Below are 20529 nucleotides of genomic sequence, written 5' to 3' on the forward strand. Positions count from 1 at the left end.
CCTCTCTCAGAGCACTTTCGCGTCGTTTTTCAGTTTATCAACCAGCGTCGCAACGCTGTCAACCTTGATACCAGCAGAGCGTTCGGCTGGCGGAGTCACTTTAACCAGAGACAGAGTTGATTTAACTTCAACACCGAGGTCTGCAGGCGTAGTGGTATCCAGCGGCTTGCGCTTAGCTTTCATGATGTTAGGCAGTGACGCGTAACGTGGTTCGTTCAGACGCAGGTCAGTCGTAACGATTGCTGGCAGGTTCAGAGCTACAGTGCGCAGACCGCCGTCAATTTCACGAGTAACGTTAACTTTGTCGCCATCTACAGCAACTTCTGAAGCGAATGTACCCTGCGGCATGCCAGTCAGCGCCCCCAGCATCTGGCCAGTCTGGTTGTTGTCGCTGTCGATGGTCTGTTTGCCCATCAGAACGATCTGTGGCTGTTCCTTCTCAACAACGCCTTTCAGCAGCTTGGCAACTGTCAGCGGCTCCAGCTTCTCTTCTGTTTCGATCAGAATGCCGCGGTCAGCACCCAGTGCCAGAGCAGTACGGATTTGCTCTTGAGCAACTTTAGGGCCGATAGAAACAACAACGATCTCAGAAGCAACACCCTTTTCTTTCAGGCGAACTGCTTCTTCTACGGCAATTTCACAAAATGGGTTCATAGCCATTTTGACGTTAGTCAGATCAACATCAGAGTTGTCTGCTTTTACGCGTACTTTGACGTTGTAGTCGATAACGCGTTTTACAGCGACAAGAACCTTCATAGATTCCTCGTATTCTCTAGTGGATGATTAAAGGGTGATTTGCAGCTAAAACATTGCCCGATACCCTTTCCAGCGGGCCACATTATTGGGATTGTGACACTTCAGGTCAAGTGTGAGCTATTCTCAGTACTGATTCAGTCCAGTAAATACGGTACTTCTGCCTCTAAATAAGTTGCCTGACAGTCTTCTCGCCGTATAATGGCCACCATTTTTTCGAACCGGGCCAACCGGTGAAGCAACGACCGCGAATGCGGCACTCCCATCGTGATTTGAGGAGATCATCTATGCAACGTGACGTAATGGAATACGACGTAGTCATCGTCGGCGGCGGCCCTTCAGGCCTGTCGGCAGCTTGTCGTATCAAACAACTGGCAGAAGAAGCAGGCCAGGAAATCTCAGTGTGCCTGGTTGAAAAAGGTTCTGAGATTGGTGCACACATCCTTTCCGGTGCGGTCATCGAAGACCGAGCGCTCACGGAACTCTTTCCAAACTGGAAAGAGATGGGTGCTCCGCTGAATACGCCAGTCAAAGGTGATGAAGTTTACTTCCTTACTTCCGATGAAAAGTCTGTCAAAACTCCACACTGGGCGATTCCTAAGCCGATGCATAACGATGGAAACTACATCGTGTCTCTCGGTAATGTGTGCCGCTGGCTGGGCGAACAAGCCGAAGCTCTTGGTGTAGAAATCTATCCGGGCTTCCCAGCAGCATCTCTGATCATTGAAGATGATACTGTCAAGGGTGTTGTTACTGGTGATATGGGCGTTGCTGAAGACGGCTCAGAGAAAGACAGCTACATGCCTGGTATGGAACTGCGTGCCAAATACACCGTGTTTGCAGAGGGCTGTCGTGGTCACCTAGGCAAGGAGCTCATTGCTAAATTCAATCTTGACGCTGGCAAAGATCCTCAGCACTACGGCATTGGTATCAAAGAGCTGTGGGATATTGATCCTGCAAAGCACCAGGAAGGTCTGGTTCTGCACGGGGCGGGCTGGCCGCTCAGTGAGTCTGGCTCTACCGGTGGTTTCTTCCTGTATCACACTGAAAACAACCAGGTTGTTGTTGGCCTGATTACGGATCTGTCGTACAGCAATCCACACGTCAGCCCGTTTGATGAATTCCAGCGCATGAAGCACCACCCAGTACTGAAACAGTACCTTGAAGGTGGTAAGCGCGTATCTTATGGCGCGCGCGCGATCGCCAAAGGCGGCCTGAACTGCCTGCCTAAAATGACCTTCCCAGGTGGTCTGGTAATTGGTTGTGACGCGGGTACGCTTAACTTCGCTAAGATCAAGGGTACTCACACCGCGATGAAGAGTGGCCTTGTGGCAGCAGAAGAAATGTTCAAGGCGCTTCAGGCTGATCGTGCCAATGACGAAATCAACGAATACACTGCAGCCTTTGAGGCATCATGGGCATGGGAAGAACTGCATCGCAGCCGTAACTTTGGCCCTGCAATGCACAAGTTCGGTACATTCGGTGGTGCAGCCTTCAACTTTATCGATCAGAACATTTTCCCGATTCCTGTCACGTTGCATGACAAGACGGCGGATCATGAAATGCTCAAGCCAGCAGCTGATTGCAAGAAGATCGACTACCCGAAACCAGACGGCAAGCTCAGTTTTGATAAGCTCGGCTCTGTCTTCGTGGGTAACGTAAACCACGCAGAAGACCAGCCTTGCCACCTGAAGTTGACGGATGCGTCGATTCCTTTATCTCAGAACCTGCCTAAGTACAATGAACCTGCGCAGCGCTACTGCCCTGCCGGTGTTTATGAAGTGGTGGAGGATGAGAATGGTCAGCGCTTCCAGATCAACTCTCAGAACTGCGTGCACTGCAAGACCTGTGATATTAAAGATCCTGCCCAGAACATCACCTGGGTTACGCCAGAAGGCGGCGGCGGTCCAAACTATCCAAATATGTAAGACAATAAAAAGGGCCGAAAGGCCCTTTTTTATTGTCTTGATAGTGACGTTTTAACCAAAAGGGCCCGATAGCCCTTTCTTGTTTAGGGGCGCCATATTGCGACTCAGCGGCCCGACACAACCATCGATACGCCACGGAACTGAAAGTCATCAATTACAATGCTGCCCAGTTGACTGCCTCCAACACTGACGCTAGGCATGCGAACGTCGATAACATTCTCATCATCAAACGGAGATGCAAAATCAAACCTTACACCATCTGCAACATCTGTACTCATGTTCACATACAGTTTGGCGACACGGTCGCTAGCATCAGGCGTGCGATTTGCAGCCAACTTTTCATTGTATGAATTACCTGCAACAACAGCATCTTCAATAACAATTCCGAAAGAAGACGACATGTCGATATCGAGATCCTCAATGCCAATTGCAGTGTAAAACTCGATGTCGTTAGTTGCACCATCGACGCGCATTTCAAGAGCAAGCGCGCCACCGTACATGCTAATACTATCAACGAGAACATGTCGGTTGATGCCGCCTGCACCTTCAACAGCTATCTCACCGGTGGTCAAGAGGATGTCAACAACCCCTACACCGCCAGAGGTGGGCTCACCAAGAACAAGTAAGGAGCCATCCTGGTCGATGTCAATCTTAAATCTGAGATTGTTCAGGTTGGCGGTGTTGCCAGGATTGCTGAAGCCAAAGAGAGTGTTACGATCCTCCCCGCCACCGATGTAAACGTCTGAAATAGTCAAGCTGCCTCCGTCGCCATCGCTGACGCCGCCAACGACCTCCTCCGTATCGGTGTAGCGAATCTCTCCAACTTGCACACCAACATCTAGCTCGATGTCTACACCGGCCTGGCCAGTAACGTTATGCAGCTCAAACTCAGACATAGGCGAGAGTTCAGCCTGAGTACCTGCGGTAGCGAGTGCTATGCAGCCCGCGAGTAGTGATTTCTTCATGATAGGCGATCCATCAAGTTTTTATTGTAGTTACATCAGTTTACGTCCGGCACCATACTTGTGCAACTGACACTCAGTAGCAAACTACCTTGTTACAGCCAATACACAAGGGTTTATGAGGCCCTCAATAGCAACGTGGCACAATATGACGTATCAGCCTTCGCTTACAAAGTGAAGGAAACCGAGCTCTGACCCGAGCGCATCGAAAAACCGCCCTCTGTAAGCTCGCCCATTTCTAAGAGCTGGTAATAGGCTGACCTCAAAAAGCGTGCAGTTAGTCCTTGCGCTGTCGTTATAACTGGAATGTCATTCTCATCCAGTTTGGTCAATGTAATCCCGCTATTGCTATCGAGAAGCTCCACCTGGCCATTCGATAAAACCGCACTAACCCCAGCATCAGGCTCCCCAACCAGTGAAATCACATGAAGGGGCGTGTCTTCTACTTTTATGCGCCACTTCTCAACCGGCGTAACGAGGAAAAATTCATTGCCTTCTTGTTTTACAAGAGATGCAAAGAGCCTCAGCAAAGGCTTGCGGCTGATTTCGCCACCTTCGTGAAACCACCTGCCATCTTTCGCTACCCGGATGTCTATATCCCCAGACAAATCGGGAGTCCATTTGTCTAATGGGTATGCCTGCACTTTGTCGAGATCGAAAGCCTTGCTTATATCATCTAAGTTCATCGGCCTGCCTTAAAGTCCTCTTTGCCACTCCTGTCGCAACCTGATGGAGTCTGGTTTATTGATCGCAGTATCAAGCTGGGCGAGTAATGCCTGCTTATCCGCCCCGAGATTCCCCTTGAGAGGGAGGTAGTTAGACGCGTGATCACTACGGAATACTGTATCTTTCAAATCCAGACTGTCGATAAAGGTACGGAGTTCAACAAAAAGTTCGTGCTGGTCCGGCAATTCGTAGTCGAAACCTGCTTCTTCGAAACCCTGTTCGACACGTTTCTGGCCAAGCGGGTAGCTCACTACCAGGGTTGAAAGAAACTCCGGCTGAGCCTCTGTCATCAGCTTTGCTGTGTTGACTGCATGCTGGTGACTCAGTGAGCGCCCTCCCATACCATTTAGTACCATGACTGATGAGCTGATGCCGGCTGCTTTCAGCTTAAGGAGCGCCTCCAGGGTGGACTGGTATGTCTCCCCCTTTGCGATGGCCTTGAGAACGTCGTCGTCTCCACTTTCAGCTCCAACGTAAGCGATGCCAAGCCCCAGCTCTCTCAGGTGCTGCAAATCCTCAACAGACTTCTTTCTGATGTTCCGCGGCAGGCAATAGGCACCTACACGCTTAACCCAGGGGAGACTCTCTCTGATCTGCTGAAGAATGTTTTCGAGGCGCCGAACAGGGAGGACAAGTGCATCGCCATCTGCCAGAAACACCTTTTCAAATCTCGGGCCGACCGCTGCCGCATTTTTAATTTCTGCGAGCACCTCATCCTCGTTGCGGGCCCTGAACTTCTTCTGAGGCTGAGTGTACATATCGCAGAAGGTGCAGTTGTTCCAGGAACACCCGTTGGTAACCTGAAAAATCATAGATCGCCCTTCTGAGGGCGGGCGAAAAACCGGCTCGATATAATCTGGGAACATAGTTATTGGATACGATTGCTTTACGTAGAGGGTGTGGGGCTATGATATGGTGCCCGGAGCCGGAATTGAACCGGCACGACCATAAGGTCGGGAGATTTTAAATCTCCTGTGTCTACCAATTCCACCACCCGGGCGAACGGGCTTCTGACAGAGGTGTCAGAAAGTAAGTGGAGGCGCGAGCCGGAGTCGAACCGGCCTACGTGGATTTGCAATCCAGTGCATAACCGCTTTGCTATCGCGCCGTATTCTGCCAAACAGGAGCTTGGCGGTTGCACTGGAGCCAGTGCACTTACATAAACAGCGCTTTGCTATCGCGCCGTATTCTGCCAAGCAGGAGCTTGGCGGTTGCACTGGAGCCAGTGCACTTACATAAACAGCGCTCTAGTGACGCGCTTTGATATTCATTTCTTAGGGTAAGAAAGAATGGAGCGGGAAAGGAGGCTCGAACTCCCGACCCCAACCTTGGCAAGGTTGTGCTCTACCAACTGAGCTATTCCCGCTTAAGTGCTGCGCATTTTAAATAATACGTGTAACCAGTCAAGCCTTTTTTCTTACTTTTTAACAACTTAGAGAATTATTTTCCCGAAATTGTTAGCGTCTCAGCTCAGGCCACGCGGCCTTAAGATAGATCAGCATGGACCAGAGAGTCAGAATCGCCGCTCCGTAAAGTGCGTAAATCCCAAGAACCTCCAGCAGGCTTCCCTCTGATGCACCCAGCAGCACGGTTATAGAGACCATCTGGAGTGCAGTTTTTATCTTACCCAACTGACTGACAGCGACATTGGCCCGCTTTCCAAGCTCTGCCATCCACTCACGAAGTGCCGAAATTACGATTTCTCTGCCAACGATCACCATTGCCGGAATCGTTAACCAAGGGTGTGCAAAATGCTCCACGAGCAGTACCAGAGCAACCGAGACAATCAGCTTATCTGCGACCGGATCAAGAAACGCACCTAGCGCCGACGTCTGGTCAAGTTTTCGTGCGAGATAACCATCCAGCCAGTCAGTGACCGCAGCCGCCGCGAATAACAGGGATGCCCAGACGCGGCCACTCTCCCCTAACCAGTAAAAACATACCACCATCAGCGGAATCACCAATATCCGCCCCATAGTCAGTATATTAGGTATGTTCATTGCCGGTACTACTCCTGTTCTTCACCATGGAGCGCAGCGAAAATCTGCCCTGCCAATGCTTTACTGATACCCGGGACTTTTTCGAACTCAGCCCGCGGCGCACCGCGCATATTACGCAGACTGCCGAAGTGAAGCAAAAGCTCTCTTCGCCTTTTTGGTCCCACTCCGGGTAATTTCTCAAGATCCGACTGCCCGCGCTTCTTAGCCCGCTCTTTTCTATGGCCGGTTATAGCAAAGCGGTGCGCCTCGTCGCGAACGTACTGCAGAAGGCGAAAGCCTGCATCATGAGCATCGGGAAGAATAGGTTTCGCGGTCTGCGGTCGCCACAAGTATTCCCACCCTGACTTTCGGGTCGCCCCCTTTGATATGCCAAGTAAGTACACATCGGCAATCTGTAGCTCATCCAGGACCTGATCAATCCTTGAGACCTGACCTTTGCCGCCATCAATCAAAAGAATATCCGGGAGGTCATTCTGCTCAAGCATGCGCGTGAGATGCCTGCGGACAGAATCTTCAAGTGCTGCGTAGTCATCCCCTGCAGTGACGTTTTTCACCGAGAAACGCCGATAGCGTGACTTGTCCAACCCTTCTTTGCCATAGACAACGCAAGATGCGTACGCAGCCTCACCCTGAGCATGACTGATATCGAAACACTCTATCCGGGCCGGAACAAAATTCAGTTTCAGAAGATCAGCGACTGCATCGAGCTTGCTTTGCGCTGCCTGTCGGCCCGACATGACAGACTGTATACCCGCTCTGGCGTTCTCTTCAGCCATTGCCAGCCATTGTCGACCGTCGCCTCGCACACCTCTCTGGTGCTGCAACGAGAGGCCTTGCTCTTTAAGTGCTGACAGCATAGGTGCAAGCACATCGGATTCTATGTCAGCAATGAGAACTTCGGGCAAGGTATCACTCGCATGACCTCCCAGATAGAACTGCTCGATATAGGAAACAAACAACTCCTCAAGTGGCACCCCAATTTTATCTTCCGGAAAAAAACTCTGGGAGTTGGTGAGGCGCCCTTTACGAAAGGTGAGGCGTTGAACGCAGATCATTGCCTGCCACTCAATTGCGACCCAGACGTCCGCATTTTTCTCTCCAGACTCTGCCATCTGGCGTTCCTGGATACGCCTCAGTAGCTCTACTCTATCTCTGAACTCAGCTGCCTTCTCAAATTGAAGATCCTCCGCTGCCTGCTCCATTCCAGCCTGAAGGTCAGAGATAAGTTCGCGGGATTTACCCTCGAGAAACATTCTTGCGCGCTGAATGTCCCGCTCATACTCTTCTTTCGATATATGACCGACACAAGGAGCCGAGCAACGATGAATCTCATACTGCAAACAAGGGCGGCTACGGTGATTAAAGTAGCTATCTTCACAGTTGCGGAGAAGAAACAGTCGCTGCAGATAGTTCTGCGCCTCACGAGCAGCACCGGGGTTCGGATAAGGACCAAAATACAGGCCCTTTTTCCTGCGTCGCCCCCGGGCGTATGATAGAAGCGGATAAGGGTGATCTGAGATGTGCAGGTAAGGATATGACTTATCATCCTTGAGCAGGATATTGTACGGCGGGCGATGCTTCTTGATCAGAGTCTGCTCAAGAATGAGCGCTTCGACTTCACTGCCCGTGACTGTGACATCGATATGATCAATCCGACTGACCAAAGCGACGGTCTTTGCGTTAAGACCTCGGGCGCGGAAGTAACTCGAAACCCGGTTCTTCAGGTTTTTTGCCTTTCCTACGTAGAGTAACGACTTGTCTTTGTCGTACATCCTGTAGACACCAGCCCTCTGGGTAAGCGACTTCAGGAATGCCTTAATATCGAAGTCAGGCATTAATTCACTTCGTTGGCGTCAATCAGTCCGTGCCGTAAGGCTAAATGGGTTAACTGCACGTCACTCTTTTCTATACCGAGCTTTTCAAAGATGCGATAGCGATAACTATTGACCGTTTTAGGGCTCAGAAACAGTGCTTCACCAATTAATGGGACACGTTGGCCTTTCGCAATCATGATGGAGATCTGGAGCTCTCTTTCAGACAAGGTCTCGAAGGGTGATCCAGCATCATCCTGAAATGGGCGTAATGCCAACTTCTGAGCAATTTCAGGACTGATATATTTCTGGCCGGAATTCACTTTAACGATCGCTCTCAGCATTTCATCAAAATGTGCACCTTTGGTCAGGTAACCAGAGGCACCAATTTTCAGGAGTCGCGATGTGTAGGGGTCGCCGTCGTAAACAGTCAGCGCAATAATCTGAATCTCGGGCTGACGCTGAAGAATCTTCTGGGTAGCCTCAAGGCCACCGATGCCCGGCATGTTAATATCCATAAGGACAACATCAGGCTCCAGGTCGCGCGCTTTCTGCACGGCCTCTTCGCCACTGGCAGCATCGCCGACAACCTCAACCTGCTCAGCATCGGCAAGCAAGCGACAAATACCTGATCGAACCAGATCCTGATCATCAACTACTAGGACTCGAATCAAAAAAACATCTCCAGAATTGGCTGGCTGCGATAAGGTGTGAAATATACCAAAGCAACTACACCGGGTACATGCGCTTCGATTGCCACGCGTACTTTTCACTGTTCAACATCATTGCCACCTCAACAACACCGTCAGCAGTATTCAACCGGTTCGAGAAGCCGAGACGCTGAGCCAGTTTCAGCATTGGCCCGTTCTCGGGCAGAACTGATCCGTAGATCTGCAGAACGCCGCGATCTTTCAGGTACTCGATAATACGGCTCATCAGGTGGAATCCAAGACGCTCGCCCCTGGAATTATCATCAACGATTACAGAGAACTCAGCGGTTACGTCGTCAGGATCGATCCAGACTCTCACGACGCCGAATATTTTACCGTCACACCAGGCTACGAAAGCCATTTCCCGGTCGTAATCTATCTGTGTAAGGCGAGCCAACTCGGTATGATCAAAGCGCCGGCGAGCAGAGAAAAAACGCAACCTGAGACTTTCTGCGCTCAGTCGATGATAAAAGGCATCAAGCTGCGGCTCATCCTCTCCGCGGATAGGCCGAACAAGATATTCAATGTTATTTGGCGAGGTGTAGCTGCCTGACAATTCTGTCGGGTAAGGAAGGATTGCACATTTAACTGGCTCTCCGACTTCAGCAGCCACACCAATCACGCGGTACCGACCAATCTGCTGGCGGATTGCATTCACTTCAAGCCCCGAGAGCCATGGGTGATTCAGAGCGAGATGAGACAATGCGACCAGCCAACGTTCGAGTGTCAGTAAGTCTTTTTCAGGGTATTCCGAGCGTTCCTGAAGAACCTCATAAAAATGGGATTTGCGGATCAACTTTTCGGCAAGGTTTGCATTCAGAGGCGGGAGCGCCACCTGGCGATCGACGAGAATATCGGCGGTACTGCCCCCGCCGCCAAAGAAGATGAACGGGCCAACCTCGTTGTCACGACCAATGCCGAACGAAAACTGAAGATTATCCAGTGCCCGGTGCATGGTCTGTACCGTGTATCCCAATATCGGACTCTCCGGGAATCGCTCAGTAATAACCTGAGAAAGCGAGTCGATCGCTGGCAATAGCTCCTTCTCGTTGTGCAGATCGCGAACCACGCTGCGAATACGCTCACGAGGGTTCGTGCCGTAGGCAAAAGGATACAAATAATCCTTGTGATGGACTCGCAGAACCCAGGGCTTGGGAATTGCTTGAGCGTCCTTAATCAGCTTATTTGGGGTGGTCCTGAAAATGCTATCAGCGCAGGAGTAGCCGTACGCTTTGAGTAATTTGTAGGCATCCGGTGGCGATAGATAGTCCCCTGCCTTGTAAGAGCTACGAATCTCTTCATCCAGTCCGGCGTGCTGCGCAGAGACAGGGATCTCGATACTTTCCGGGGTTTCGCGTAACAGGTCCTGTGTCCTCTGGTGCTGAACCATGTACATGTAGGACTTGATAGCATTGTCCGGCGTATCAAATGTCGGGATTTTTGCGCGATCAAAACTGGCCCTCGCGCCTTCTACCGAATATTCACCGACCCAGCTCGTGAGCACCATTTTCTGGGTATGAGCAGCGACCTCTATCAGGGCCTCTGCGTTTGCTTGTGCGTCTGTTCCCAATCCTGGTGTGAATATAACCAGCAGTGCGTCGACATTACGATCCGTGAGAACTGTTTTAGCAACAGCGCTCAACTGCTCGGGCTTCAGCTCAGGATTAAGAAGCAACGGATTTTCGGCTTTGACATAGTCTGGAAGCTGGCTCTTCAGTACCTGCGATCCATCCTTCGTAAAGGTCGCAAGCTCACCACCGTCGTGTAGTAGTCGATCCATCGCGATAATCGCAGGGCCTCGACCGTTCGCAATAACGGCAAGCCGGGGTCCGAAGCGTTCGCGGCGATTACTCAGGGCGTCCACGCAATCAAACAGTTCATCCGTTGCATTTACCCTGAGAACCCCTGCTCTGGCTAAAACCTCATCAATCAGGTCGTCGCGGCGAGACAATCCTTTAGGAGAAGACACAGGATTGAGAGGGCTGTCAGAAAAACGGTTATTCTTTACTGCCAATACAAGCCTGTGCCTGGAAGCTGCGCGCAGAGACCGAACCAGCGCCCGGCCTGAGCGAATTTCATCAAGCTGGATGAGCAATGTCCGGGCCTTAGGTTCCTGAGATATGTAATCGATCAGATCCGGAAGTGTCACGTCCTCGCTGCGACCCAGCGTTGCGACATGAGAGAACCCAATTCCCCTGCTGTAAGCCCAGTCCATTACGCCAGAGGCGAGCGTTCCCGACTGCCCTATGTAGGCAATACTACCCTGCCTGACAGGGACATGAAGGAAGCTTGCATTGAGCTTCCTGTGTGGGATAACGATACCAAGACAGTCAGGGCCCAGAATCCGCATCCGGGTCTGTTTAACGATGCGGTCGATTTTTTCCGAGTTAGGCCGGAACTGCCGCGAACGTGTGCGCGCCATCCCGCCCGTGAGCACCATGGCGGCCTCGACACCAATAGCGTGCAGCTGCTTTATTACACGCGCAACGGAGTCCGCAGGGGTACAGATAATAGCCAGGTCGGGAGGGTTCTTCAGCTGACTTATTTTTGCCACCGCCGGCAAGCCATAAATCTCTTTATAGCCCTTGCTGTTAACAGGCTGGATTTTGCCTTCGTACCCTGCCTCCAGGAGGTTTCTGACAATTGCACCGCCAAGACTGCCCTGCCTGTCAGATGCACCAATCACAGCGATCGACTCGGGCTGCACAAAGCGTTCAAGAGATCGGGTACCCATCAAACCTCCATTGGTTTTTTGTGTTTGTGCCAGTCGAGAGTACACTGAGCAAAAACAAGACGGTCAGGAACAGATGCCATTAGCGTATTACACGTCGGAAGAGCACTTCTCGCACTTTACGGATGAAGACCATCCCGAACACGCCATGCGAATCATGGCCATAGAGCAGGAGCTTAAATCTCAGGGCATCTGGGAGCAACTGATTCATGTCAATGGTCGGTCGGCTGATATGCCAGACATCCTTCGGGCGCACAGCAAAGGCTATGTTGAACAGCTCCACCTGATACAACCTAAGCATGGCCATATCTACGTTGACGAAGATACCGCCATGTCACCCGGCTCACTCAATGCCGCCTTGTGGTCGGCAGGGTCCTGTACAGCAGCATTGGATGACCTTGCAAAAGGCGAACAGTCGCGTGCCTTCGTTGCAACGCGCCCGCCGGGTCATCATGCAGAACACCGCAAGGCCATGGGGTTCTGCTTTTTCAATAACGTTGCCATATCAGCGCTCAGGGCTGCTGACGTCCACCACTTTCAGCGGATAGCCCTTCTCGACTTCGATGCCCATCAGGGCAATGGCACTATAGATATTCTTGGGAATGATCAGCGTTTTCTCATCTGCTCCAGTTTTCAGCACCCTTTTTACCCATACACTCACTACGAGCAGTCAAAGTTCAATAACCTGATCAATGTTCCGCTTGAGTCTGGCACCGGCAGTGCAACCTTCAGGGCTATGATCGAAGAGCACTGGCTGCCAGCGCTGAAGTCGTATGCGCCTGAGCTTATTATCGTTTCCGCGGGTTTTGATGGCCACAAAGATGACCCAATGGCGGAATTGAATTTACTGGATTCAGACTATAACTGGCTTGGCTGTTTGATTGATAACATTGCAGCAACAAGAAACACTCCCGTACTGAGTATTCTGGAAGGTGGATACGACCTCAACGCCCTGGGTCGTTCCGTCGCTGCATACCTGACAGGCCTGCAGTCAAACTAGCGCGCTTTATTTTCACAATCCCTGTCACACTCTGGAGTGCAAAACTTACCGTCTGTCACAGAAAGCCACAGAGGTACGCACGATTTTCCCGATTGCAGATGGCATGATTTCAGCAGTTCCAACAAACAGGATACTGCTATGAGACCAAAGCAAGAAACTGGAGTTATTTACGCAATTGTTGCTACACCAGAATCGCTGTCACGCGTAACAAAGGCAGAGATGGCGCTGATTGCATTGACGGCATGTGTGAGCACATCCGTCCTGATCGCTGCAGCCCGATCTTTGTTTTAGAACGGTATCTGTACAGATCAATACGAAAACATGAATTCAAAAACAAAAAAGCCCAGCAATATGCTGGGCTTTTTTATGAAATAAGTGGCGGAGGGATAGGGATTCGAACCCTAGATAGGCTATTAACCTATGCCGGTTTTCAAGACCGGTGCTTTCAACCGCTCAGCCATCCCTCCGAACGGCGCTTATATTACCTCTCTCATTTTCCACGTCAACTTCTTTTTTAAAATCAATTCGTTACCGCCTTACCTTTAGAGCTGACAGTACTCAACCACAGGGCTATCATGGGTGGTAAATCTTGGGGGCTTCAGTGAACTACACCATACTCATATCCAGCTCACCTTTTCAGGGAAGCCAGCATCAATTGGCCATGCGGTTTATACGTGCGACTCTGGAAAGTGATCATTCGATAAAGAGGATATTTTTCTACGGCGATGCTGTACTCGCTGCAAATCGCCTTCAGACCCCACCGCAGGGGCAGAAATCGATTGCGCAAAGCTGGGCGGAGCTTGCAGAAGAAATCTCTATCCCTTTACACGCCTGCATTGCTAACAGCGTACGCAGAGGGATTGTTGATGAGCGGGAAGCTGAGCGCTATAACCTTGGCGTATCATCGATACACCCCTCATTCACGCTCACCGGGCTTGGGGAGATGGCCGAGGTTGTTCATGACAGTGAGAAAATGGTGCAATTCTGATGAGCTCTTCCATTCTGATTAACATCACTCGTCCACCGACGCCTGACTGCGAGGCGCTGGAGTATGCACTGGCTATGGCGGCTTTTGATATCGAAGTGAAAATTCTTTTCTCAGGTCGCGGCATTGATTGGCTTAACGCGGGCCAGGCTTCGCGCAAACCCGGAGGAAAGTCCCCGGCTAAGCTACTTGCGGCACTCCCGATGTACGGTATTGATGACATTGCTGTAGCTGGCGGACCGGCAACCTCAGACGAAAGCCCGAAAACTTTCGATACCTGCCAGACTATTTCGCAGCAGGAAGCGGCAAACTGGGCCAGAGATGCCCATCATGTGGTATCTTTCTGATCATGATTGTTCACACCCTATTTTCAGATTCGCCTGACACACTGAGCCAGGTCAAAGCCGCACTATTGCCGGGGGATGCAGTCCTGCTCGCAGGAGACGGCTGCTACCAGATCGAGAGAGCAAAGCAGATCAGCTCAGACGCTGATCTTTTTATGCTGACAGAGGACGCTCAGGTCCGCGGAATCAATGAGACTAATGCTCGTCTGATCAGCGATCCCGAGTGGGTAACCCTGACGGCAGATAGCCAGCAAGTAATAAGTTGGTTCTGAGATGGCGTCCCTCAATGACCTGACACTGGATAAAGACGGCTTTCTGGTTGAACTTAACGACTGGAATGCGGATGTTGCTGCAGTGCTTGCGCAAGATGAAGGTATCATCCTTACAGACGCTCATTGGGAAATCATCAATGCCATTCGCGCCTTCTACGCCGAGTTTGACCTCGCGCCAGCGATGAGACCCCTCTCCCGCTATATTAAGCAGACACTCGGTGCTGACAAAGCAGGGAGTATTTACCTGATGACATTATTTCCTGAAAGTCCGGCGAAAAAAGCCGCAAGAATAGCTGGCCTTCCAAGACCGGAGAATTGCCTGTGACACAACACGCCCTGGCTGATTACGTGCGCATCCTTGCCAGAGGAAAGAACGCCAGCCGAAATATGACGTTCGAAGAAGCGCGATTTACGATGGGCGAGATGCTCGCAGGTCGTTATGAAGATGTTCAACTCGGTGCAATATTTATGCTGCTGCGGGTACTTGAAGAAACCCCTGATGAAATAGCCGGGTTTGCGTCTGCAGTTAATGAGTACTGGCCCGAGCCAGCTGGACATTTTGACCTGGTCTGGTCGAGTTATGCAGGCAAACGGCGCCAGCCGATGTGGTGGGTGCTAGCTGCGCTACTGCTTGGTCAGATGGGGCATCGTATCCTTGTACACGGCACTTTGGCTCACACTCTGGGTCGGGTTTATGCCCATGAAGTTTTTCAGGAGCTTGGCTTACCTGCCGCAACCAGAGATTCCCTGGGTACGATTACCGCTCCATTAGTCTACCTGCCCTGCTCTGAGGTGCACCCAACGCTACAACAGTGGCTTAGTCTTAAGTCAGTCCTGGGGGTGCGTTCACCGATCAATACGGTGCTTAAAACAATCGCTCCGGCAGGCGTGCCTTCTGTGCAGGGCATATTCCACCCGGATTACCGGACGACTCACTCTATGGCGGCAAGTATTAATCAGGATACGGCTGCCATCATCAAGGGTGAAGGTGGCGAATTTGAGGTAAATCCTGAGCGTCCCTGTCAGGTGACAGTGGTTGTTGAGGGTGAAGAAGCCCAGTTTCGGATTGCCAATGATTCATCCCACTATGATGATAAAGCCGCAAGCCCGAACACCGAACATCTCATCAAACTCTGGCAAGGCCAGGACCACTCGCAATATGGTCACGATGCCGTGCTACGCACAGCCGCCCTGGCCCTGTGTGCCATGCTTAAGTCAACAGACTACGTATCCGCTTTATCGCAATGCAGCAAAGCCTGGGCAGAGCGGGATAAAAGCTTACTGGCCTGAGCGCCAGTTAAGCGTAGAGTGAAGGCTGACGACGCTCCCCACAATCGTGAGCGTAGGGGCTTGAATCTTCCGGTCAGCGACGTATTCAGGCATGGAAGCGAGCGTACCCGTGTGCACTTGCTGGTCCGGTAAGGTGCCCTTCTCGATCAACGCAATCGGTGTTTCTGCAGGCATGCCGTGCGCGATCAGCTGATTGCAGATCTCCGGCAAACCAACCAATCCCATATAGATTACAAGTGTCTGCTGTGGATGAATCAGTTCATTCCATGGCAGATTACAGGTGCCGTCCTTCAAATGCCCTGTTACGAAACGTACGCTTTGTGCATGATCCCGATGAGTAAGCGGGATGCCAGCATACGATGAGCAGCCGCTTGCAGCGGTAATTCCGGGCACAACCTGAAATGGAATACCTGCCTCTGCTAACTGTTGAATTTCCTCACCGCCACGACCAAAAATAAAGGGATCTCCACCCTTGAGCCGCAGCACTCTTCGACCTTTCAGAGCTTCATCAACCAATCGCTGATTGATTTGATCCTGAGGGACAGCATGGTCGCTCCTCGCCTTGCCAACGTAATGCCGCTCGCAATCATCGGGTAATAGGCTGAGTATGGCTGGACTGACCAAACGATCGTAGAAGACAACGTCTGACATCTGAATCAAACGCAGAGCCCGAAAGGTCAACAAGTCAGGATCACCGGGGCCCGCGCCTACAAGAAATGCCTCTCCGGCAGAGATATTCTCACCAGAGAGCAATCCCTCGACTATCTTATCGGCTGATGCTTCTTGTCTTGCCAACACCTGATCGGGGGCCTGAGATTGCATCAGTCTTCGCCAGAACACCCCCCGTTCCTTAGGTGTGCCCTCGCTGCGCAACCTTAGCCTCAGCGACTCCAGCCACTGGCCAAGCCGCGAGTAATCTGTGGGGATAAATGCTTCGATGCGGTCTCTGACGAGCCGCGTCAGTGCAGGGGTTGCCCCACCGGTGGAGATCGCAACCTTCAGCGGTGAACGATCGACAACCGCGGGAAAGGAAAAATCGTTGTCTTCAGGCTCATCAGTACGACAAACCCACGCGCCAGAGCTTCTGGCGAGACGAGCCTGATGTTCGTTTGTCGCCTTGTCATCCGTCGCCAGAACAACATAGTCGCCCGCTCGGTAATCTTCTTCTCCGGCGACACGCTCGTGGCAAGTCAGTCTGTCACCAGCCAGATCAAGGATCGCATTATCGATATTGGGCGCAATAACGTAAATCATCGCACCGGTATCGATCAGAGTTTTCACTTTTCTCGCAGCAACCGCTCCCCCGCCGATGATATAAAAGCGAGCTCGCGATGCATTAATTACGAGGGGTAGATGACTGTTGCTCACGCACCTTTCCGCTCAGAGGCAACCTTCTCAGTACTGATCCGCTCAGTACCACCCATGTATGGACGAAGCGCCTCTGGTACAGAAACCGAACCATCTTCTTCCTGATAGTTTTCAAGAATAGCGACCAGTGTCCGGCCGACGGCCAAACCTGAGCCGTTCAGTGTGTGGAGCAGTTCGGGTTTGCCTGTCTGAGGATTACGCCAGCGCGCCTGCATCCGACGAGCCTGATAATCGCCAAAAGTACTGCAGCTGGAGATTTCACGGTACTTCTGCTGACCGGGGAGCCAGACTTCAAGATCGTAGGTTTTGGCTGCGGAAAAGCCCAGGTCACCACCACACAGAATCACCTTGCGGTATGGGAGATTCAGTTTCTGAAGGATAGCTTCAGCATGACCGGTCAATTCTTCAAGAGTCTTCTCTGAATCTTCCGCCTTAACAAACTGAACCAGCTCGACTTTGTCGAACTGATGTTGGCGAATCATGCCTCGGGTGTCACGACCATAACTACCCGCTTCACTACGGAAGCATGGGGTATGGGCAACTTTTTTCACCGGCAGCTCGACATCATTGACTGTGTCACGCAGCAGGTTGGTTACAGGAACCTCAGCGGTAGGAATCATATACAGATCTTTATCACCCTGAGCCTGCGGAATTTTAAAGAGATCTTCTTCAAACTTAGGCAGCTGGCCTGTGCCCTCGAGCGCCTGACGGTTAACCAGGTACGGCACGTAAGTTTCTTCGTAACCATGCTCGAGTGTGTGCGTATCAAGCATGAACTGGGTCAGTGCCCTGTGCATTCTGGCGATAGGACCGCTCATGACGGCAAAACGAGAGCCTGCAACCACAGCACCGGCATCGAAATTAAGGCCGTGCGGCTCGCCTACATCTACGTGATCTTTCGGCACGAATGAAAACTCGCGCGGCTCACCCCATTTCAGGACTTCAACATTGTCGTCCTCATCGCTGCCCGCAGGCACTTCCGCCAGGGGCACATTCGGAATCGCCATCAGCATTTCGCGAAGATCAGACTCAACCTGCTTAGCAGCTTGCTCTGCGCGCGTAATATCGGCATCCAGACCACTCATTACCTGAGCCTTCGCCTCTTCTGGCGACATGCCCTGTCCGATCAGCTGGCCAATCTGTTTGGATGCTTTCTTCTTTTCTGCCTGCAGCGACTGAGCTTCAGTCAGTGCTTTTTTACGTGCATCGTCAAGTCGACCGAATTCCACATCATCAAATGAAAAGCCCTTCTTGGCGAGGGCATCTTTAACATCATCTATGTTGTCGCGAATGTACTTAATATCGAGCATTGTTCTTCTTAAACCAGAGATTTTGAGAGCCACATTCCTGCGGCCGTAGCAGCAAGACACCCCAGCAGACTGACACCTATGTAGGCCAGAAACGCTTCATATCGCGCCTGCTGAAGTAGAGAAATACTTTCTAATGAGAAGGTAGAAAAGGTAGTAAATGCACCTAAAAAACCCACCATCGCCAATTGACGGTGGTGATCGCCACCAAACCCATTTTCGACGAGCCAGATATAGGCGACGCCAATGGCGAAGGAGCCTAACAGGTTCACTGAAAGCGTGCCATAGGGGAAAGGCCGGTCAAACCACTTAAATACCGCCGTTGCCATGCTGAATCTCGCGACCGCGCCCAGCGCTCCTCCCAGAGCGATCCATAAATACGCCAAAGTTAACTACCGCCGTCTGTATATCGTTTCTTATCGCTCAGGCGATTGAGTTCACGAAGGTGATCCAGTTTGGCACCAATCTTCTGCTCAAGGCCGCGAGCTACCGGTGAGTAAAAACGCTCATCCGCCAGGGCTTCAGGGAAATAGTTTTCACCCGCGGCAAATGCTTCAGGCTCGTCATGAGCATAGCGGTACTCGGCACCGTAACTCATGTCAGACATCATCTGAGTGGGAGCGTTTCTGAGGTGTAATGGTACCTCATAGCCCGGTGTTGACTGCACCAGTTTCCTCGCCGCTTTGTACGCTGTGTAAACTGCGTTGCTCTTTGGGGCGCATGCTAAGTAAACAACGGCTTGGGCCAGATTGAGCTCTCCCTCAGGGCTGCCCAGGCGCTCCTGAGCCTCCCATGCGGCAGTACAGACAGAGAGTGCGCGAGGATCGGCATTGCCAATATCCTCGCTCGCCATACGGACAAGTCGCCTTGCTATATAGAGCGGATCGCAACCTCCGTCGAGCATACGACTGAACCAGTAGAGGGAGGCATCCGGATCAGAACCCCGGACCGATTTGTGCAAAGCTGATATCTGCTCATAAAAGGCATCGCCGCCTTTATCGAACCTGCGCAGACTACTAACTAATACCGCCCTAACATCGTCGTCACTGAGAGAAGACCCGCCATTCAGCTGCAGCGCTTGCTCTAACAGATTCAGGGCGCGGCGAGCATCGCCATCCGCGGCAGCGGCAAGAACAGAAAGCGGAGATTGATCTTTCTGCTCAACTCCTTCCGATTCAAGTCCACGCCGAATGACCTTAACAAGGTCATCGTCCGTAAGAGACTTAAGAATGTAGACCTGCGCTCGCGAGAGAAGTGCATTATTCAGCTCAAACGACGGGTTTTCTGTCGTTGCCCCAACAAAGATAAAGGTTCCGTCCTCAACGTATGGCAGGAAGGCGTCCTGTTGTGACTTATTGAAGCGATGAACTTCGTCGATGAAAAGCAGTGATTTGCGGCCACTCCCCGCTGCCTGTCGCGCCTGCTCAACGGCCGCACGGATCTCTTTGACCCCTGCCATGACCGCACTCAGTGACAGAAACTGAGCATCGACGTAGCTGGCGATAAGACGAGCTAGCGTGGTTTTGCCTACACCTGGAGGCCCCCACAGGATAAGAGAGTGTATCTGGCCGGCATTTAAAGCATTCCGAAGAGGCGCCCCTTCTCCGACGACATGCTCCTGTCCGATGTAATCGTCGAGCGAGCCTGGCCTGAGGCGCGAAGCCAACGGCTCGTATGGTTTATCCTGCGAAAATAAATCAGCTGCCATGGCGCCCGTCGATTACGTCAACATCATCAGGCGCAACAAAGGTGAAAGCAGCTGGATCAAGCTCAGGGTTTACTCGCTGACCAGTAAAGCGAATTTCGGTGATTTGCCCGGCAGCGTCGAATATACGCATAAACTCAACTTCATCATTGACGTAGTCAAACTCAAGCGCTTCAAACAACTGACTGGCATCCTGAGGCTTTAACCTGTAACGCACGGCTTTACCAGCCTGCTCTCTTGTTGCTGTGTAGCTGTCAGAAATATTGCTGACATCACCACTCAGAAGCAGTGCTGGGGTTTCCTGAAGCTTCGACTCAAGATTACGAATAGTGACCTGCTCCAGATCCATATCGTAAACCCATACAGATTCGCCATCGGAGACGACCAGTTGCTCGTAAGGCGGGTTTGTTTGCCAACGCATTTTTCCTGGTCGCTGAACCGAGAGTGTCCCTGATAAACTCTGCAATACTTCCCCATTCTGATCCATGGTCACCTGCGAGAACTCGGTTTCCATCGAGTTGAGGGACGTCAGCCTTGAGGTAAATTCCTCCAGCGCCTCACCTGCTTGGATACCCAATGACACTACAGAAAAAATAATCCCGCCTGCGAATGCGGTCAGCTTTGAAAACATAAAAAG

20 protein-coding genes and 4 tRNA genes are annotated in these 20529 nt (G+C 51.6%); 7 read left to right on the forward strand and 17 right to left on the reverse strand.

What is annotated here, in order from left to right; genetic code table 11:
- Positions 1-6 precede the first annotated feature (6 nt).
- Positions 7-756, reverse strand: a complete 750-nt coding sequence (locus tag AC5E51_RS14420; RefSeq protein WP_273091856.1) for an electron transfer flavoprotein subunit beta/FixA family protein — start codon at positions 754-756, stop codon at positions 7-9.
- A 284-nt stretch (positions 757-1040) separates the two neighbouring features.
- On the opposite strand from AC5E51_RS14420, the gene AC5E51_RS14425 reads away from it, so the two are divergent.
- Positions 1041-2681, forward strand: a complete 1641-nt coding sequence (locus AC5E51_RS14425; RefSeq protein ID WP_491778754.1) for an electron transfer flavoprotein-ubiquinone oxidoreductase — start codon at positions 1041-1043, stop codon at positions 2679-2681.
- 104 nt (positions 2682-2785) lie between these two features.
- Here the strand turns inward: AC5E51_RS14425 and AC5E51_RS14430 are convergent, their stop codons facing one another.
- The 10 genes from AC5E51_RS14430 to AC5E51_RS14475 all read right to left on the reverse strand — a co-directional run bounded on the left by AC5E51_RS14430 (position 2786) and on the right by AC5E51_RS14475 (position 11624).
- Positions 2786-3646 carry a DUF6160 family protein gene (locus AC5E51_RS14430; protein ID WP_301378735.1) on the reverse strand — a complete coding sequence of 287 codons (861 nt, stop codon included), beginning with the start codon at positions 3644-3646 and terminating at the stop codon, positions 2786-2788.
- Between the two features lie 164 nt (positions 3647-3810).
- A complete protein-coding gene (locus AC5E51_RS14435) occupies positions 3811-4329 on the reverse strand; it encodes a DUF1285 domain-containing protein (protein WP_068439443.1) in 519 nt (172 codons plus the stop codon).
- Between the two features lie 9 nt (positions 4330-4338).
- Positions 4339-5181 (reverse strand): radical SAM protein, encoded by an 843-nt coding sequence (locus AC5E51_RS14440; RefSeq protein WP_301378737.1) that lies wholly within the window; start codon positions 5179-5181, stop codon positions 4339-4341.
- 101 nt (positions 5182-5282) lie between these two features.
- Positions 5283-5369: transfer RNA gene (locus AC5E51_RS14445), tRNA-Leu, on the reverse strand.
- Positions 5370-5403: 34 nt separating this feature from the next.
- Positions 5404-5477, reverse strand: a tRNA-Cys gene (locus AC5E51_RS14450).
- A 182-nt stretch (positions 5478-5659) separates the two neighbouring features.
- Positions 5660-5735, reverse strand: a tRNA-Gly gene (locus AC5E51_RS14455).
- Positions 5736-5826: 91 nt separating this feature from the next.
- Complete coding sequence (gene pgsA, locus AC5E51_RS14460) at positions 5827-6369, reverse strand: CDP-diacylglycerol--glycerol-3-phosphate 3-phosphatidyltransferase (protein WP_068439446.1); 543 nt, start codon at positions 6367-6369, stop codon at positions 5827-5829.
- Positions 6370-6377: 8 nt separating this feature from the next.
- On the reverse strand, positions 6378-8204 hold the full coding sequence (gene uvrC / locus AC5E51_RS14465; RefSeq protein WP_301378739.1) for an excinuclease ABC subunit UvrC: 1827 nt from the start codon (positions 8202-8204) through the stop codon (positions 6378-6380).
- On the reverse strand, positions 8204-8854 hold the full coding sequence (gene uvrY, locus AC5E51_RS14470) for a UvrY/SirA/GacA family response regulator transcription factor (protein ID WP_068440446.1): 651 nt from the start codon (positions 8852-8854) through the stop codon (positions 8204-8206). Before uvrY ends, uvrC begins: the two co-directional genes overlap by 1 nt.
- Before the next feature lie 55 nt (positions 8855-8909).
- The gene (locus AC5E51_RS14475; protein WP_068440442.1) at positions 8910-11624 is read right to left on the reverse strand and encodes a bifunctional acetate--CoA ligase family protein/GNAT family N-acetyltransferase; all 2715 of its coding nucleotides are present in this window, start codon (positions 11622-11624) and stop codon (positions 8910-8912) included.
- 73 nt (positions 11625-11697) lie between these two features.
- Between AC5E51_RS14475 and AC5E51_RS14480 the strand changes: the two genes are divergently transcribed.
- Positions 11698-12621, forward strand: a complete 924-nt coding sequence (locus tag AC5E51_RS14480; RefSeq protein WP_068439816.1) for a histone deacetylase family protein — start codon at positions 11698-11700, stop codon at positions 12619-12621.
- Positions 12622-12997: 376 nt separating this feature from the next.
- On the opposite strand, the gene AC5E51_RS14485 is transcribed toward AC5E51_RS14480, so the two are convergent.
- Positions 12998-13088: transfer RNA gene (locus AC5E51_RS14485), tRNA-Ser, on the reverse strand.
- 134 nt (positions 13089-13222) lie between these two features.
- On the opposite strand from AC5E51_RS14485, the gene tusD reads away from it, so the two are divergent.
- Genes tusD through AC5E51_RS14510 form a run of 5 tightly spaced genes read left to right on the forward strand, consistent with a single transcriptional unit; the run spans position 13223 to position 15512 of the window.
- The gene (gene tusD, locus AC5E51_RS14490) at positions 13223-13609 is read left to right on the forward strand and encodes a sulfurtransferase complex subunit TusD (protein WP_068439949.1); all 387 of its coding nucleotides are present in this window, start codon (positions 13223-13225) and stop codon (positions 13607-13609) included.
- Positions 13609-13953: a DsrE family protein gene (locus tag AC5E51_RS14495; protein WP_068439947.1), complete on the forward strand. Its 345-nt coding sequence runs from the start codon at positions 13609-13611 to the stop codon at positions 13951-13953. Before tusD ends, AC5E51_RS14495 begins: the two co-directional genes overlap by 1 nt.
- Positions 13954-13955: 2 nt before the next feature.
- The gene (locus AC5E51_RS14500; RefSeq protein WP_068440393.1) at positions 13956-14222 is read left to right on the forward strand and encodes a DsrH/TusB family sulfur metabolism protein; all 267 of its coding nucleotides are present in this window, start codon (positions 13956-13958) and stop codon (positions 14220-14222) included.
- A 1-nt stretch (position 14223) separates the two neighbouring features.
- A complete protein-coding gene (locus AC5E51_RS14505; RefSeq protein WP_068438666.1) occupies positions 14224-14547 on the forward strand; it encodes a TusE/DsrC/DsvC family sulfur relay protein in 324 nt (107 codons plus the stop codon).
- On the forward strand, positions 14544-15512 hold the full coding sequence (locus AC5E51_RS14510) for a glycosyl transferase family protein (RefSeq protein ID WP_068440390.1): 969 nt from the start codon (positions 14544-14546) through the stop codon (positions 15510-15512). Before AC5E51_RS14505 ends, AC5E51_RS14510 begins: the two co-directional genes overlap by 4 nt.
- On the opposite strand, the gene cysG is transcribed toward AC5E51_RS14510, so the two are convergent.
- From cysG to lolA, 5 genes are read right to left on the reverse strand one after another with little or no spacing between them, the layout of a single operon-like run.
- A complete protein-coding gene (gene cysG / locus AC5E51_RS14515; protein WP_068440387.1) occupies positions 15501-16880 on the reverse strand; it encodes a siroheme synthase CysG in 1380 nt (459 codons plus the stop codon). The genes AC5E51_RS14510 and cysG overlap by 12 nt on opposite strands.
- Entirely contained in the window at positions 16877-18190 is a 1314-nt protein-coding gene (gene serS, locus AC5E51_RS14520; protein ID WP_301378747.1) for a serine--tRNA ligase, read from the reverse strand. Before serS ends, cysG begins: the two co-directional genes overlap by 4 nt.
- An 8-nt stretch (positions 18191-18198) precedes the next feature.
- A complete protein-coding gene (gene crcB, locus AC5E51_RS14525) occupies positions 18199-18573 on the reverse strand; it encodes a fluoride efflux transporter CrcB (protein ID WP_076517717.1) in 375 nt (124 codons plus the stop codon).
- A 2-nt stretch (positions 18574-18575) separates the two neighbouring features.
- Positions 18576-19895, reverse strand: coding sequence for a replication-associated recombination protein A (locus AC5E51_RS14530; protein WP_301378749.1), 1320 nt, complete (start codon positions 19893-19895; stop codon positions 18576-18578).
- On the reverse strand, positions 19885-20523 hold the full coding sequence (lolA, locus tag AC5E51_RS14535; protein WP_491222669.1) for an outer membrane lipoprotein periplasmic chaperone LolA: 639 nt from the start codon (positions 20521-20523) through the stop codon (positions 19885-19887). The genes AC5E51_RS14530 and lolA overlap by 11 nt, the downstream gene beginning before the upstream one ends.
- Positions 20524-20529 lie beyond the last annotated feature (6 nt).

It is taken from the genome of Thalassolituus sp. (assembly GCF_984348125.1).